This window comes from Dictyobacter sp. Z7_2, from assembly GCF_057551105.1.
In genome coordinates this window covers 4,351,324-4,367,270 of the sequence record NZ_BAAJPE010000002.1, presented here as the reverse complement: position 1 = coordinate 4,367,270, position 15,947 = coordinate 4,351,324, and the positions used below count along the sequence as shown (strand labels likewise).

Here is a 15,947-nt window from a genome sequence, read left to right as displayed (position 1 = left end):
CTGAGTTTAAGGATCGCGCCGCATCATCAATCCTTGCTGCCAGGCAAAGGCAGCAGCTTGTGTGCGGTCAAGCATGTGAAGCTTGGTCAGGATATTGCTCACGTGCCCTTTGACCGTTTTTTCGCTGATGGTGAGCTTGCCAGCGATCTCGCCATTCGTGTGACCATTGGCAATCAGCTTGAGAATCTCTAATTCGCGATTGCTCAGGTCGGTGAAGAGATTAGGAATATCGGTACGCGTGCCGCGTAGTTCCTGGACGACGCGGGCAGCGACACGGGGATGCAAGACCGATTCGCCACGTGCCGCCTTGCGTACGGTATCGGCCAGTTCATCGGGACCAATATCCTTGAGCACATAGGAGAGCGCACCCGCACGCAGAGCAGGAAAGATATATTCGTCTTCGTAATAAGAAGTCAGCACGATAACCTGTGAGCGTGGGCTTACCTGTTTGAGCTGACGGGTCGCTTCGACGCCTCCAATGCCAGGCATCACCAGATCCATGAGAACCACATCGGGAACGAGCTCGCCAGCCATCTGGACAGCCACCTCACCCGAGTTCGCATCCCCAAGCACAATAAAATCCTCCTGGGAGGCTAAGAAGGTATAGATCCCCTGGCGCACCAGCGCATGATCATCCGCAATAAGGACAGAGATACTGTCAGTCATAGCAATGTTTACTCCATGGAGTCAGATACAGCCTCAACTCCTGACGGCTGATTGTCAGCACTACGATGCCGATATGCGCACTGCGCGATAATTCTAGTACCAGATCCTACAGTGCTCTCAATCTGGACATCCCCACCCAGAATTTTCATGCGTTCCCGCATCGAGTGCAGGCCAAGACCAGATCCATCATGGTGCTGTTTTGTAAAGCCTTGCCCATTATCGCTAATTGCCAGCCTCACACTATCCTGGACCGCCTTCAGCTCCACCTGGACCAGCGTGGCTTTGCTATGACGCGCTACGTTGGATAGGGCTTCCTGCGTGACACGAAAGAAAGCTTCCTCAACGGTCAATGGCAGTGGATATGGGATCTCTGTGCGCACGTTGGCAACAATGTTGGTCTGCTGCGCCCAGCTCGTGACTAATTCGTGCAGAGCAGTGGCAATATTTTTCCCATTCAAGGCCGCCGGACGTAGCTCTCGGATGAGCGATGTCAGTTCTTGCTGCGTCAGAGCCACCAGTTTACTTGTCTCCTTCAAGCTCGCCTCGGCAGCCTCGGGATCACGCTTGAGCAAGGATCGCGTGGTTCCAATGTTCATAGCAACAGCAAAGATCTGCTGCTTGACGCTATCATGCAGGTCGCGAGCCAGGCGATTCCGTGCCTCTAAGGTCGCAAGCGTTTGTTTGGTCTGGAGGAGATTCTGCAATTGCCCGGACATAAGATCCAATTGACGCGCCAATTGTCCCAATTCATCCTCTGAGGTATCCTGAGTCAGAGCGTTAAAGTCGCCACGGCTCCATCTGTCGGCCGCGATGGACAAGTTTTGGAGACGATTGGTGATGCCACGCGCATTGAGATACCCAAAGATTAATCCGGCAATTCCAGCAATAATCGTCACGATGATCGCCGTCACGCTAATCAGATGAAAGGACGTCCCGATCAGGGTGACCATATCAGGCTGGGAAATGTACATGATGAGTGCTCCCTGTATCTTCCCATGCGTATCGCTGATCGCGGCGATAGCTACCGGCGTACCATCCGCCTCCTGTCCGAGCAAGCCTTTGGTGCCTCCAGAGCCGCTGAGCACTGCTTGGAAATTGCTACGGATTTGTGGCGACATTTGTGTCTGCACCAACGTATCAGGCATGCTGGGATGCCGACCAATCGAAGCAATCGTCATGCCCTGTGCGTCGACCACACTTAAGGAATCAAGCTGATTGAGCGTCGGTATCCGCAATGAGTTGTTGCTAATGGTATACAGCCAGGATGTCAATAGTCGCCGATCAGGAGGGCTTGTGACAACATAGGGGGCCACTTGTGGAGCATTCAATTCGAGGCTCTGCAAGGCGGCATTTGCAGCTTCACTATGGATAACCCAGAAGACGATAGCGATCGCGACAATTTCGGCCAGCAAAAAGGAGACGACAGAGGTTAACGTATAGGCTAATGTCAGTTTCCCCCCGAGCCGACGAAAGAAGCGTGGAGCTTGATGTCCGTACATGCCTTACCGCTTTCACGAAAAAAAATGACGCCCATAGTATAGCATATGCCAGATGGAACGTCGCACGCGAGCGTGCGACGTTCCGTTTACTATTCGTAGCGCAATACCATAAGTGGACGCACGCACACGGCGTTCCAGGCAACAAGTACAGCTGTCAGGATCGTCAACAGAACCGTTCCTCCAAGGAGTCCGGCCACGATCAGCGGTGAAGCACTCAGGGTCAGGTTGAAGACAAATTTCCCAACCAGGCCGATGATCAGGCTGGCCAGCAGCATCGCCAGCAGGGCACTGATACCGCCAACCAGGCCGTTCTCGATGATCACTTCGTTCATGACGACCGTACTGGTATAGCCGACAGCTTTGAGAATACCCATCTCACGTCGACGCTCCAACATTGCCAGGGCGACCGAGTTCGCAATGATGACAATGGCCGCCAGCAGCGAGAGCGAGGCAATCGCTACGAGGACCTGGGTGATACTATTGAGAAGGCTTTCCACAAAATCAGCGATACTCGCCAGATTCTCTACGCTCGCGTCTGGCACAAGCTGTCCCAGCTTTTTCATCGCATCATTGACCTGTGCAGATGAAATGTCCATATAAGTGATAGTCGTGACACCAGTGGCAGCAGGACTGAGGTCAGTTGCCAGTTGGCTCGGTACCAGCATAGAGCCGATATGTGCCAGGCCACTCGCTACGGTTGTACTATAGGTACCCACCACAGTAGCTGTCTTGACGACCTTGTCATCAGTACTGCCCAGAGTAATCGTATCGCCAACCTTGATCGCAGCCTGACCAGCAGCAGGGGTACTTAAAGAGCTGTTAATCACGACATTCGTTGTACCTGCATCACTGGCCTTCAGATTACGTCCGTGCGCGATTGTCACATCAGGAAGGGTTTTGGAAAGATCATATCCCTCTAAACTACTTCCAAGTGCGGTGTCGGTCGTCGTTTTAGGAGCAGTGGAGCCTACGTTTGGAGGGCCTCCCGGACCACCACCAAAGATTCCTCCCCCTCTACGTGCAGGAGCGGTAGCGCTCGCCTTCGTGCTCGTAGTAGTCGGTGTCACCGTCTTTAATGGCTTCCCATTGACTGTCTTTATTTGAGTTTGTGTATATGTATCAACCTGAGATTTTTTAAGGCCCGGAATCTCCCCAATTTGCGTGTGGAGCGTCTGCGAGTCTTTTCCGGTCGTCAACGTAATCACATTGTAGGTCAGATTTTGCGCCAGCGTGTTATTAATCTGCTCTTGCAGGTTCTGTCCCAGTAACAAGACCAGACCTATCGCGAAGATGCCGATAAAGAGCGCCACCATGGTGGTCGTGGTACGCGAACGCTGACGACCAATATTGCGTAGCGCCAATCTGGTACTGACCTGCCAGGTACGTGGTGCGATAATCAGCAGCAGCCCCAAAACCGTGATGCCGAAAACGACGAACCCGAAGACCGGCGCGACCTGATAGAGTAGCACCGCCAGCAGCAGACCAATCACTGTTAAGAGAATGTGCAGATAGCTGAAGTGATTTCTCACAGGCAACTTGCTTACGACGAGTACGACCAGGCTGAAGAAGCCACTGAGCAACAATAAGAAGGCAAAAGTGCCATAGACGGCTTCAATACCCAGCATGACGTTATTATTTAAGATGATAATAGCGAGCACACAAAAGAGGACAGACAACAAGATGAGTAGGATAAGACTCAGAATGACGCTGCCAGCGCCACGACTTTCTCCAGTGTCGCGGATCACATTGAGGGGCCGAATATTGGCCGCCTGGACAATCGGAAGCAAGCCAAAGATCAGTGAGGTCGCAATACCAATGATCACTCCGCCTGCAACTGTAAGCGGATTGATGACATACGGCACGCTGAAGCCAAGGTTTTGTACCAGGATGCGTACAATGGCACTGACACCGATTGAGGCCGCAGCTCCAATGATGCCTCCGATCAGACCCAGCAGACCAGCCTCCAATCCAAAGAGAGCATAAAGATCGCCACGGCGATAACCAGCCGTCTTGAGCATAGCAATCTCTGTCTTACGCCGTGAGAGCAGCACCTGCATGGTATTAACAATCCCAACGCCACCGATCAGCAAAGCCAGCAGACCAGCGATCTCCAGAAACTCGTTGACGTTATCGATTGAGGATTGCTCCTGTTTCAGCACATCGGTCGCCGTCTGGGTAGAAGCTTGCGTGAAGTGCTGGTTGAGCACTTTGACGGTCGCATCTGTCTGCGCCTGATCAGCGGTCGTGATATAGACATTGCTATAGCTCAGCGCGGACTTCGGCGAGATCTGCGCCTTATATTCAGCCTGCGAGATGAGCATCAGGCTATTGGACTCGGAAAAGCCTCCAGTATTGCTGATGATACCCGCGATGGTGACATGAAGCGCTTGAGCGGTTCCAGTTTGTGATCGGATATAGGTGGTAATGGTATCGCCAACTTTATGCTTCGTATTGGTTGCGAAGGCTTGCGTCACGACCACCTGTTTATTCGTCAGTAAGGAAGAAAGTTTCCCGCCAGTCGGCGTCACAAAGTCCGGCTGCCCAACCAGCGGATAGTTACCCGGGTCAACTGCGTCCAACTGAAATGAGTCGCTGGACGAGGACGCACGTACACCGCCACCAGTGCCGCTGGTGATTGAGACTGAGTTTAATGAGCTTGTCTGGTTCACAACGGCTGTGTAGTTGAGAATATTGCCCGCGCTTTTACGCTGGCTGAAGAATGTCAGATCGCTGGCGGTAAACGGTTTGGCCTGCGCGGCGACGGCGATATCCCCACCATTGGTGGCACGTGTGTTCACGGTCAGCGTACTTTGTAACATTCCGCCGACCAGTTGCAAGGCGACCAGCGCCATCACACCAACGGCGACACAGAATATTGCCAGCAAGGAGCGCTGTCCACCTCGTATCAATGAACTTGTGGGATAGCTGAGATAGATAGAAGCTTTCATAGTAATTAAAGTCCTTTAACATTACTTCTGCTGCAATAGATTATTGTGTGATAACGCCAAGTGCATGATCTATTGCGGCGATGGTTCCATCCACAATACGAATGGCACGATCGGCGTGCGAGGCCACAACTGGATCATGGGTGGCGATGATAAAGGTTTTACCGGTCTGAGCACGTAAGTCGGAGATGAGTTTGAGCACGTTCTCACCATTTTTTGCATCCAGATTCCCCGTTGGCTCGTCAGCGATTACAAAGGCGGGATCAGTTGCCAGCGAACGCGCAATCGCAACGCGCTGCTGCTCACCGCCGGAGAGCTGATTGGGACGATGATTAAGCCGATGCGAGAGACCTACTAACGCAAGCAGTTCCTTCGCACGTGTCGCAGGTGAGCCCTTATGCTTCCCAACATAGAGAGGAATCTCAACGTTTTCCTGTGCGGTCAGGGTCGGAATCAGATTAAAGGCCTGAAAGACCATACCAATCTTACTGTTGCGAATCGTTGCCAGCTTGCCCTCGGACATACGCGTAATATCGATGCCATCGATCAGCACCGAGCCTGTGGTAGGATTGTCCAATCCAGCGATAATGCCCAAAAGCGTGCTTTTACCAGAGCCCGAAGGTCCAACAATGGAGACAAATTCTCCGCTGGGAATAGTGAAGCTGATGCCTTTGAGGATCTCAATACGCTCATGACCGAGTGGAAGACTTTTCGTGATGTTTCTGACATCCATGACAATTTTCTGTTCAGTCGGAGAGGTATTGTCAAGTTCTAAAGAGGGTTGTATCGTCATAGTACTATTTTTCCCTTCATGCAGCTATTTCATATGGCTATAGGATGATTTTTATCGTGACAGGTGATTCCATGTCTCACTGGCTTAAGCATAAGCCCAACAAGGGAATTTGTAACGCATCCAGAGAAGGGTTGTCAGCAAGACTTTAGACGGGTATCCAAACGTAGCGTCATGCCCTCGGGCATGATGTCCCAGTAGCTCGTACGAGACAGCACGATCTTGGCGAGCCACACTAGTCCACCTGATCATACGTCAAGTGGGACATCATGCCCGAGGGCATGACGCTACGTTTGGGTTAGATCCAGGCGAGATGCAGGCGGGTCAGGAGGCGATTAACGGGACGAAGTTCATTGCCTCCCAGCAGATGCAGAAAGCGAGCAGTCCGTAAGTAGGCAAAGCCTCCCAGCGCGCCGGCGATGATCAGTTTGACAGCAACGATGATCGAGCTAGCCCGGGACATTGAATCCCCAGCGACGGTATCAGGTGTCTTGAGGACCAGTCCAAGAGCATAGTAGCTCCCTCCCAGGACAATCGTCAGGACAACCATAGCCAGCAGCACGCGTCCAATGAAGACAATCAGGGCACGCGGCTGGAGTCCTCCCAATTGGTTGTGCAGCACCCAGAGCAGCGCCATGGCCTCCAATAAACTTGAGATAGCGGTTCCAAGCGCCAGCGCTCCCATTCCCCACGCGACCGATAAGAGCAGGGGATTTAAGACTGTAGGGAAGACTTTTCCCAGCATTGTCTGTGCCAGCCAGACGGCTGGATTGAGCAAGACGATGCTTAATGCGATTTTGAGTCCGAGCTGCATCAAGCTGATAAAGACCGGTAGACGGCTCTGCCGCATGGCGTAAAAGGGACGCGTCAGAATCTCCACGAGAGCCAGACCAGGCAGACCAAACGCATAACAGATCAAGGGGATAGCCGTCGATTGGGCATCGCTCAAGGTAAATTGGCCGTGCTCATAGAGCAACTGGACCAGGGGAAGGCTGAGAATAACCATGCCTAAGCAGGAAGGTAAGGCAATGAAGATAACACTTTGCAGCGATTCTATAATCAATGTGCGTAGATCGTTCAGACGGCTCTCGGCGGCATATTCGGCCATGCGCGGAAAGGAGGCCGTCGCCAATGGCGTAATTACACCCAGCGGAATACTGACAATTGTAAAAGCATTCCGATACTGAATCTGTAATCCGGGCAGTTTGACATAGGCAATCAGGACACCGATCAGGAGAATGTCTACGTATTGTGACATGGTAATCATCAAAGCATTGGCCATGCGTGGGATCATCTGCCGCACCATCTGCCGGAAGCCTGGATGCCTCCAATCGAAGACAAATTGATAGCGCATGCCAACTTTCCAGAGGCCAGGGATCTGGACAGCAACCATCAAGACGGCTCCCAGCACAACTCCCCAGGAGGCATAGTAGACGGTGGTATAATCTATGGCGTTCGTGCTCTGTGTGGCGGATTGCGTAAGGAAGAAGCTAGGGATTAAGCCAATAATCATCCCGATCGGATATAAGATACTACCAACAGCTGGCAGGACAAAGTCTCCACGTACGTTAAGGATGGAGCCGATAATCACTCCGGCCCCCATAATCACCGATTGTAGAAACATAATCCGCATCAGGGAGACAATCGTCCCCTGCTCGGCCACAGGGGTGGTAAAGTAGTAAACATGGATAATTTGTGGCGTAAAGATCATACCAAGCAAGGCAAGAAACATCAAAAAGGCGGTCGAGATATTCAGCGCACTACTCGCCACATGCCAGGCCGTTTTCTCATCCTTTTTGCCGATCATGTAGAGATTAAAGACCGGGATAAAGGCCGAGATTAAAGCTCCTCCCGCCACAACGTTATAGACAAGATCAGGCAGGTTAAAGGCCTGAGTGTAGGCATCCGTGAATTGGTTGGTTCCAATGTGCGAAAAAAGCGAGCTACGCAACAATCCCAGAAAGCGCGAGATAAAGGATGCGCTTGTCAGCAACAACGCCGCCCGACTCACACTCGTCCCCTGGCGAGCAATCACGGCCTTGACCTTAGCCGTAAGTTCCTGGGACAGATCGGGCTCCATGTCTGACAATAACTCATCTTCACTCAGAGGCTTCGTCACATTGGCAACCTGCAATAGCTCTTGCTGCGCGAGCTCCGCACGCACGTCATCAACGCGAAAAGATTGTGAAGATGGAAGGAACTCTAAGCCCTGGTAACGTGGATTGCCATCATCGAACGGAGTGCCTTGCGACCACTCATCAGGCTGCGGAGGTGTCTGATCCATACAATTTTTGTTCTCATTTCATACAGAGCAAAGCAGAGCTAGAAGCTTGCCTTTTTATTACATAAAGCAGGGTCCCATAATTTAAGCAGATCCTACAGATTATAACGTACCGCAGCATCACTTGTACTAATTTTCAGAAAATACCTTCGTTTCTACCCTCTGATAGCCATTGATCAAAAGCTGGCGCATATATTGCGCCATCTGCGCAGGAGGAAACGGCTGATCATTTTCCAGCCACCAGGCAATCGTACTGATCATTGTCCCTGCCCAAAACTGCGCGATGATGACCGGAGGGACAACAAAAGTAGTGCCCATCTTCTGGATCTTTTGCATTTTTCGCTCGTATTGTTCAATCAAATAACCATGCAAGAGAGAGTGAAAAGAACCAACATGATCACGGCAAAGAACAGATTTGTAAAAGCGCTGATATTCAGCAACATGCTCCAAGATATACTCATACTTTACCAACATCTCTTCTTCAGCATCTCGGCCTGTCTCTTCAAATTTTATTTTGCTTATAAATTCATTATGCATACCGCGCATACCCTTAAGGAAGAGCTCATACTTATCTTGATAGTGTTTATAGAACGTGGTACGATGTACCATGGCACGTTCGCAAATGTCAGTCACACTGATTTTCTCAAATTCCCGCTCATCCATTAAAGACATCAGAGCATCCCATAAAAGCTTGTGCGTACGTCGCACGCGTAAATCTTCGTGAATACTTGAGGAGTTCATCTACACATCCCTTCTCTTTGTAGGATAGTCTACAAAAGCACCAATCTTGTTCCTTGACCTGCCCTGTTGCTTATACTATAGTATTTAGAAGGACAGATGTAAAGATAGTCGACAGATGTAGAAATAAAGTCCCCATTTTCCATCCATGAAGCAAAGGAGTCTTTATGACCCAGTCACCAGACCTGAATCTCACATCATCAGCATTCAAAGAAAATCCCTACGCCGTCTTCACCGACATGCGTACCCATAATCCTGTGCAGAAAATGCCCATGCCGGGCGGGCGAGAAGCGTGGCTCATCACTGGCTACGACGCGGCCGACAAAGCGCTACGAGATCAACGTTTTGTCAAAAATATCCGTGCGGCCCTCACCGCTGAAGAGATTGAAGCATACTTTTCTCCTCAGCCGCAGGGACAGCCAATGTTCGGAGAGCAGATGCTCAACACCGATCCGCCAGATCACACCCGGCTGCGTTCTCTGGTAAATATCTCATTTACTCCGCGCCTGATCGAACATATGCGTGGACGTATTCAGGCGATCACCGATGAGCTGCTGGATGCGATCCAGGATCAAAAAGAGGTCGATCTGATTGACACCTTTGCCTTTCCACTCCCAATCCTGGTCATCAGTGAGATGCTTGGCGTTTCATCGGCCGACCGCGACCGCTTCCGTACCTGGTCAAACATGATCGTGGATGCGACTGGAAATCCTGCCTCCTTCAGGAGACCAGAGGTTCGCGAAGGGATGTCGCAATTCTACGCGTACATCCGTGAATTGATCGCAGAAAAGCGTCAAAATCCAGCCGAAGACTTGCTCAGCCAACTCATCGCAACCGAGACTGCGGGCGATAAGCTGACAGAGGGCGAACTGGTCTCAATGGTCTTCTTGCTGATCGTAGCAGGTCACGAGACAACTGTTAACTTGATCGGCAACGGAGTGCTGGCACTCCTCACGCATCCGGATCAACTGGAGAAGTTGAAACAGGATCCAGGCTTAATCAAAACGGCCGTCGAAGAATTTTTGCGCTACCGCAGTCCAGTCATGACATCGACGAACCGCTGGGCACGCGAAGATCTCACCTTTGCAGGACAGGAGATCAAGCGCGGCGAACAAGTCCTTGTCGTACTGGCCGCCTCCAATCACGATCCGGCCGAATTCAACGATCCGGAAGAACTGGACATCACACGACCAGAGAACCGGCATCTCGCCTTCGGAAAAGGCATCCACTTCTGCCTGGGAGCTCCTCTGGCGCGGCTGGAAGGGCAGATTGCCATCAATACCCTGCTCAAGCGCTTACCTGACATAAAATTGAACGTCGACCCACAAGATCTGCACTGGCGTCCCGGCCTGCTGATCTTAGGATTGTCCAATCTTCCTGTCGCGTTCTGACCGCCATAAACAGCGTGCATCCGTCTCTGGAGTTACGATGACGGATGCACGTTTTCTTCCTTACTGTACTTTTACCTCATGTTTAAGCAAGGCCACCACGAAGATATTATGCATCAGCAAGCTTCCGATGGACAGACGCCGCGTGGCTCTTCTCCTCCTGGCTCGCACCGTGACTAAAGCTGGGACTGCCTCCGTTGTGCGGATATTCTGACTGAGAGGCATAATATTTGAGATGTCGTTGCATGTCTTTGAGCAAGAGATCGGCCATGTCACGACTGAAGCCCTCCTTGACGACGATACGGATCACGGCCAGATCTTCGCGGTTTTTGGGATAGGTATAGGCCGGTACGACCCAGCCGCGATCGCGGAGGCGCTCGGAGAAGTCAAAGACGGTGAAATTGGTTGGTTCCTTCAGAGTGAAGGCAAAAACGGGCAGATCGCTGCCATTGGAGAGGAGCTTAAACGGACCTAATTTGGCGATCTCTCCGGACAGATAGAGTGCGATATCCTGACTGCACTGCTGGATACGTCGATAGCCTTCTTTGCCCAGGCGGAGAAAATTATAATATTGGGCGACGATCTGACTGCCTGGACGCGAGAAGTTCAAGGCAAAGGTAGGCATCTGTCCGCCCAGATAGTTTACGGAGAAGATCAAGTCTTCGGGCAGGTCTCCCTGATCGCGCCAGACAACCCAGCCAACGCCAGGATAGACTAAGCCATATTTGTGACCTGAAACGTTGATCGACTTCACGCGTGCGATCTGGAAATCCCACAGCAGTTCTGGCTGGATAAATGGTGCAACCAGCCCTCCACTCGCGGCATCAACATGCAGGGGAATATCCAGGCCGGTCTCTGCTTGCAGACGATCAAGGGCTGCGCTGATCTCCTGTACGGGCTCATAGCTGCCATCCATCGTACTTCCCAGAATGGCGACAACCCCAATCGTATTTTCATCGCACAGCTTAATCGCCTCATCGGCGGTCAGATGATAACGCTCGCCCTCCATGGGCACGAAGCGCGGCTCGACATCCCAGTAGCGGCAGAACTTTTCCCAGCAGACCTGAACGTTGATCCCCATCACCATGTTGGGACGCTCGCTGGACTTGCCAGCGGCACGCCGACGTTCACGCCACTTCCATTTTAACGCCATCCCGGCCAGCATACAGGCCTCACTTGATCCAATCGTGGAGCAGCCCAGAGCATCATTCTCGTCGGGAGAGTGCCACAGGTGCGCCAGCATATTGACACAGCGCCTCTCCAGTTCGGCCGTCTGCGGATACTCATCCTTATCGATCATATTCTTATCAAAGGTATCAGCCATGAGCTGACGAGCTTCAGGTTCCATCCAGGTCGTCACGAACGTTGCCAGATTCTGACGGGAATTACCATCCAGGATCAGCTCGTCGTGCACAAGTTGATAGGCCGTCTGAGGAAGCATCTCCTCCTCAGGCAGGGCATAGCGTGGCACAGCATGATCAGGTGAGACGCGACAAAAGACCGGCGTAACCATCTCCTCTGAAGCGCCCACATCTTTGGGGTGTACTTTCTTATGAAGCATTCTTGCGACTCCTACAGCATACTAAGCATGATATGTTCAATTGCTTACACGTAGATAGACGCTGGATAGACGTTAAAAGTCGCTGAGGCTCTGAAATTTGCGATGCTACTTTTGGCGTTTCGTTTGCAGGAAGAGTTCGGCAGCCAGCACAGCATCTTGTGGATCGGGAAGTTCGACTGGCTTGCTCTTGCGCCAGCGGTTCCACCATGTTTGACGGGGATGTGCTTGTCCGGGGCGGTTAAAGGCCGATTTATGATGGCGTACGATAAGGAAATCATGACAGGCAGAGCAGATGAGTCGTCGGGATACGTTTCCTGCCATGCCAACGGATGCCGCTCCTTTGAGCGTAACGAGGTGATTATGGCACATACCTGCTCCACATTGCTGGCAGATGGCAACTGCCACACAAGATCTCTCCAGATCTTCAGCAGAGCATACATAACAATTCATAGATAGTCCTCTTTGGTCCTCAATCCACACAAGTGTACATACAATAAGAGAGAAGATGTCAGATGAACAAAAAAATACTCCTGATACTGTCTCCATTGGACAGGATCGGGGAGTCTTGAGCAGTCGACGCACGTTTGCCAATAGACGTTGGCACGGCGAACTCCATCGCCGTTCAGAAAAAATTGTCTCTTAGAAAAGATTATACACTAAAAGGTCGTGTATCTCCAGTTTTAAGCCATAGGTAATGGTAGATAACAATTCTCTCTTGACCACCTGACAGCAGCACATTCGAGAGAGTATTACTTGTATCATACCAAATGAGAGGCATATTTATATAGTAATACTCTCAAAATTACTATCGGTGTGACATGAAAGATGTGAACAAACATGAAAAGCGACTCAGGTACAGCTCAATAAAAAAGGCTGCTTGCTAAGGATTCTGTCAAAAATTCCATAGCAACCCTTAAAATCCTGTCAAAATTCCCCTCTAAAATATTTTACTTGTAGTATCTGCTGTGCTACACTATGTACGCATACATTGTTCCAATTACGTATATTGTGTAGGCTATTTATTGTGGGAAGAGTAGTCCGCACGTTGTAGGAACAGGCTTAATTTCCTTCATCAAAGGATGATCAAATCGTATGGCACAGGAATCTGTGGCACAGAACACACAAATAAGCACATCCGATCACGTAGATGAGCATTCAGATGGTCATCTCCTCGGACCTCTCCTCTGCTGGGCAGTGGTTTTCGCAGACATTGGAACATCGGTCTACTATGTACCTGGTATTCTCTATCAGACTGTACAGGGATTAGCAGGCTTTTTTGTTTTCCTGACATTGTCTGCCTTTATTTTACTTGCGCTCAAATATGCAGAAGTCACGCATCGCTTTCCTCAAGGTGGAGGAGTCGTCACGGTAGCAGCGCAAGCCATCAATCCATGGTTCGGTGCCATTGGTGGCATGTTTATTCTTGTGGACTATTTTCTCACTGCCGCGATCAGTAGTCTATCGGGGATCATCTATCTCAGTGTCGTCATTCCAGAGATCAGTCCCATCGGCATTTCAGTCATCATCACGATTATCGTATTGGTACTGCTCGGAATACTCAACTGGATCGGGATTAGTGAAAGCGCCAAAGTCAGTCTGGTCGGTGCAATCATCGCTTTTGGCAGCGATATCGCAATTCTCATCACCGTCTTTTCACATCTCTCGATACCGGCCTTCTTTGGGCTGATTTCAGAGATGTTCGCGGGTCATGCCATTACACCAGTGACCTTCTTAACTGGTTTTGCAGGAGCATTTCTCGCCTTCTCAGGCCTGGAAAGCATCTCGCAGTTATCGCCCGTGATGAGGACACCGCATAGGCGGGTGGCTGGCATCGCTCTGACACTTGTTGTGATCACTGTCGGTATCACCAGTCCACTCCTGACCATTTTCTCGACGCTCCTCTTACCGCAATACGCAGCAGATCCAGCGACATCAAGTGAGATCATCTCGCTTCTGGCCGGTAAATGGGGCGGGCCAATCCTCCAGACAGAAGTATCAATCAGTGCCAGCGCGTTACTCATTTTTGCCAGTAACACCGCCATCATTGGTGCGTACCACGTCTTTATCGCGCTCTCGCGCATGGAATTCCTCCCACCGTTTATCCTGAAACGCAACAAACTACGCGGAACACCCCATATATCCATTATGCTCGCCACAGGAATACCCATCGCCATCCTGGTCGCAGTCTGGGGCAGAATCGATATCCTGGGTGATATGTATGCCTTTGGTTTGTTAGGTGCGTTCACGCTCACCTGTCTGGGTATGGACATCGTACGCTATCGCGATTTGAAGCGTGCCGTGAGCCGCAAAGCACACGCACAAGCTGAAAAACAAGCGGCCGTTGAAGTCCATGATCTGCTCAAATCGAATGCGCAACCCGTACTCACAGCCCATCAACAAGCTGAGGCGGCTGCCACAAACAAAATCAATGGACTCTGGTTCAAGATCAATTTCGGGCTTGGTATCATTACGACCATCCTGGTAGCGGTCGCGTGGGGGACCAACCTCGTCACCAAGCCACTGGCAACCGCCTTCGGCGGCGGCGTGACGGTGATTGGTATGAGCATCGCGATCTTCAACTATATGCGCCATCAGAGAGAGGGTAAAGTACCGGTGCCAGTTGTCATGACGCGTCTCAAGGACACCACGCCAGGGGCAACGCTCGCGATCCTGACACCCGGCCATACGCAGCAGAACAGCGCCGTCATGCGTGCAGCCATTCAAAGTGCTGAGCCCCAGCATCCCATCCTCTTCCTGTATCTGGCAGGCAAGCCGACAAATCCGGTGACGCCACAGATGATGGAAATCATTGATCCGTATCTCGACGATGCGGAGGCCAAGGATACCTTTAGTAAGGCCGAGGGATTAGCATTGAAAGCGAAATCCCCCAACCGTAGCTACATCTATCTACAAGAAGGGGCAAATATGGCAGAGCAGATCTGGCAATCGATCCATCCACGCGACACCCTGGTGGCCGCCAAAGATGATCAGCAGCTCAAGGACATCAATCCAGATCGCGTACGCTACGAACTGACCCCCGAAGGAAAGGTCGCCCATCTGATCAAACGCTGGTAAATACGCTTACATACATTACACTCAAGCGAAAGAGAAATACTCCTTTCGCTTGAGATGAAAATGTTTACCGACGTAGCGCCGTGGACTTGTGCCCGGCGGCCAGTTCACGTACGAAAACGTCCCCCATCGCCGATCGTCCGTATCGTTTTGCAACATTGGATGGCAAAAACGAACGGATCATACGTCACGAGGCCGCCGGGCACAAGACCACGGCGCTACGTCGGCTGGCTTGGATGCCTGGTGCAAAAGGTCATTCTTCTTGTTACGATCAAGCGTCAGGCATTATGGGGTCTTCGCTTCGCTCGACTCGTCGGCATTGAAGCGGTATCCTACTCCGGACACGGTCAGAATGAAGCGGGGATGGGTAGGATCTGGTTCGATCTTACGACGCAGTTGGCCTACGTAGACGTGTAAGTAATGCGCCTCCGTCCCATAGCCAGTCCCCCAGACCTGCGTCAGGAGCATCTGACGCGTCATAATCTTGCCACTATTCTTGATCAATGCCTTGAGCAGATCATACTCGGTCGGCGTCAATTTCGCATCTTTGCCGTCCACCTGAACGCTGCGCAACGCAAAGTCGACATGCAAGGGTCCAGCCACAAAGACTGGCTCCGTCCCCGCCTGGATCTGCGCCGTATGACGCAAGGCAACGCGTACGCGTGCCAGCACCTCATCCATGCCAAAGGGCTTCGAGACATAATCGTCCGCGCCAAAGTCCAGAGCCATCACCTTATCGCGCTCGGTATCTTTGACGGATAAGACGATGATGGGCAGATTAGATTGCTCACGAATACGTTTACAGACTTCCAGGCCGCTCATGCCGGGCAGACCCAGGTCCAGCAGCACCAGATCGGGACGATGAGCCAGAATCGCATCCAGAGCCTCTTCACCACTCGATGCCGTGAAGATCTCATATCCATGAGCCGTCAAGCTACGCTGTAACGCCCGCATAATCTCAATTTCATCATCCACCACCAGGATACGCGCCCCACTTTTACTCATAA

Annotated in this window: 12 protein-coding genes; 3 read left to right on the top strand and 9 right to left on the bottom strand. The window is 51.4% G+C overall.

The window, feature by feature from the left end; genetic code table 11:
• Positions 1 to 6: 6 nt before the first annotated feature.
• From AC27N8_RS31660 to AC27N8_RS31635, 6 genes are all read right to left on the bottom strand, one after another.
• The gene (locus tag AC27N8_RS31660) at positions 7 to 666 is read right to left on the bottom strand and encodes a response regulator (RefSeq protein WP_487073039.1); all 660 of its coding nucleotides are present in this window, start codon (positions 664 to 666) and stop codon (positions 7 to 9) included.
• 8 nt (positions 667 to 674) lie between these two features.
• Complete coding sequence (locus AC27N8_RS31655) at positions 675 to 2,165, bottom strand: ATP-binding protein (protein ID WP_487073037.1); 1,491 nt, start codon at positions 2,163 to 2,165, stop codon at positions 675 to 677.
• A gap of 89 nt (positions 2,166 to 2,254) precedes the next feature.
• Positions 2,255 to 5,113, bottom strand: a complete 2,859-nt coding sequence (locus tag AC27N8_RS31650) for an ABC transporter permease (protein ID WP_487073035.1) — start codon at positions 5,111 to 5,113, stop codon at positions 2,255 to 2,257.
• Positions 5,114 to 5,153: 40 nt separating this feature from the next.
• On the bottom strand, positions 5,154 to 5,903 hold the full coding sequence (locus tag AC27N8_RS31645; protein ID WP_487073033.1) for an ABC transporter ATP-binding protein: 750 nt from the start codon (positions 5,901 to 5,903) through the stop codon (positions 5,154 to 5,156).
• A 295-nt stretch (positions 5,904 to 6,198) separates the two neighbouring features.
• Entirely contained in the window at positions 6,199 to 8,184 is a 1,986-nt protein-coding gene (gene murJ / locus AC27N8_RS31640) for a murein biosynthesis integral membrane protein MurJ (RefSeq protein WP_487073031.1), read from the bottom strand.
• Between the two features lie 126 nt (positions 8,185 to 8,310).
• The gene (locus tag AC27N8_RS31635; RefSeq protein WP_487073029.1) at positions 8,311 to 8,922 is read right to left on the bottom strand and encodes a TetR/AcrR family transcriptional regulator; all 612 of its coding nucleotides are present in this window, start codon (positions 8,920 to 8,922) and stop codon (positions 8,311 to 8,313) included.
• A 164-nt stretch (positions 8,923 to 9,086) separates the two neighbouring features.
• Here AC27N8_RS31635 and AC27N8_RS31630 point away from each other — a divergent pair, with 164 nt between their 5' ends.
• On the top strand, positions 9,087 to 10,310 hold the full coding sequence (locus AC27N8_RS31630; RefSeq protein ID WP_487073027.1) for a cytochrome P450 family protein: 1,224 nt from the start codon (positions 9,087 to 9,089) through the stop codon (positions 10,308 to 10,310).
• A 106-nt stretch (positions 10,311 to 10,416) separates the two neighbouring features.
• Here AC27N8_RS31630 and gad read toward each other — a convergent pair whose 3' ends face one another.
• Together gad and AC27N8_RS31620 are read right to left on the bottom strand one after the other, a co-directional pair.
• Positions 10,417 to 11,868 (bottom strand): glutamate decarboxylase, encoded by a 1,452-nt coding sequence (gad, locus tag AC27N8_RS31625; protein WP_487073025.1) that lies wholly within the window; start codon positions 11,866 to 11,868, stop codon positions 10,417 to 10,419.
• 105 nt (positions 11,869 to 11,973) lie between these two features.
• Complete coding sequence (locus tag AC27N8_RS31620) at positions 11,974 to 12,318, bottom strand: hypothetical protein (protein WP_487073023.1); 345 nt, start codon at positions 12,316 to 12,318, stop codon at positions 11,974 to 11,976.
• A gap of 55 nt (positions 12,319 to 12,373) precedes the next feature.
• On the opposite strand from AC27N8_RS31620, the gene AC27N8_RS31615 reads away from it, so the two are divergent.
• Both AC27N8_RS31615 and AC27N8_RS31610 read left to right on the top strand, forming a co-directional pair.
• Positions 12,374 to 12,511, top strand: coding sequence for a hypothetical protein (locus AC27N8_RS31615; protein ID WP_487073021.1), 138 nt, complete (start codon positions 12,374 to 12,376; stop codon positions 12,509 to 12,511).
• A 449-nt stretch (positions 12,512 to 12,960) separates the two neighbouring features.
• Positions 12,961 to 14,943, top strand: a complete 1,983-nt coding sequence (locus tag AC27N8_RS31610; protein ID WP_487073019.1) for an APC family permease — start codon at positions 12,961 to 12,963, stop codon at positions 14,941 to 14,943.
• A 282-nt stretch (positions 14,944 to 15,225) separates the two neighbouring features.
• On the opposite strand, the gene AC27N8_RS31605 is transcribed toward AC27N8_RS31610, so the two are convergent.
• On the bottom strand, positions 15,226 to 15,945 hold the full coding sequence (locus AC27N8_RS31605) for a response regulator transcription factor (RefSeq protein ID WP_487073017.1): 720 nt from the start codon (positions 15,943 to 15,945) through the stop codon (positions 15,226 to 15,228).
• Between the last annotated feature and the right edge of the window lie 2 nt (positions 15,946 to 15,947).

Coding starts and splice junctions, on each gene's coding strand:
- AC27N8_RS31660 (WP_487073039.1), bottom strand. CDS start 666: ATGACTGACAGTATCTCTGTCCTTATTGCGGATGATCATGCGCTGGTG.
- AC27N8_RS31655 (WP_487073037.1), bottom strand. CDS start 2,165: ATGTACGGACATCAAGCTCCACGCTTCTTTCGTCGGCTCGGGGGGAAA.
- AC27N8_RS31650 (WP_487073035.1), bottom strand. CDS start 5,113: ATGAAAGCTTCTATCTATCTCAGCTATCCCACAAGTTCATTGATACGA.
- AC27N8_RS31645 (WP_487073033.1), bottom strand. CDS start 5,903: ATGACGATACAACCCTCTTTAGAACTTGACAATACCTCTCCGACTGAA.
- murJ (WP_487073031.1), bottom strand. CDS start 8,184: ATGGATCAGACACCTCCGCAGCCTGATGAGTGGTCGCAAGGCACTCCG.
- AC27N8_RS31635 (WP_487073029.1), bottom strand. CDS start 8,922: ATGAACTCCTCAAGTATTCACGAAGATTTACGCGTGCGACGTACGCAC.
- AC27N8_RS31630 (WP_487073027.1), top strand. CDS start 9,087: ATGACCCAGTCACCAGACCTGAATCTCACATCATCAGCATTCAAAGAA.
- gad (WP_487073025.1), bottom strand. CDS start 11,868: ATGCTTCATAAGAAAGTACACCCCAAAGATGTGGGCGCTTCAGAGGAG.
- AC27N8_RS31620 (WP_487073023.1), bottom strand. CDS start 12,318: ATGAATTGTTATGTATGCTCTGCTGAAGATCTGGAGAGATCTTGTGTG.
- AC27N8_RS31615 (WP_487073021.1), top strand. CDS start 12,374: ATGTCAGATGAACAAAAAAATACTCCTGATACTGTCTCCATTGGACAG.
- AC27N8_RS31610 (WP_487073019.1), top strand. CDS start 12,961: ATGGCACAGGAATCTGTGGCACAGAACACACAAATAAGCACATCCGAT.
- AC27N8_RS31605 (WP_487073017.1), bottom strand. CDS start 15,945: ATGAGTAAAAGTGGGGCGCGTATCCTGGTGGTGGATGATGAAATTGAG.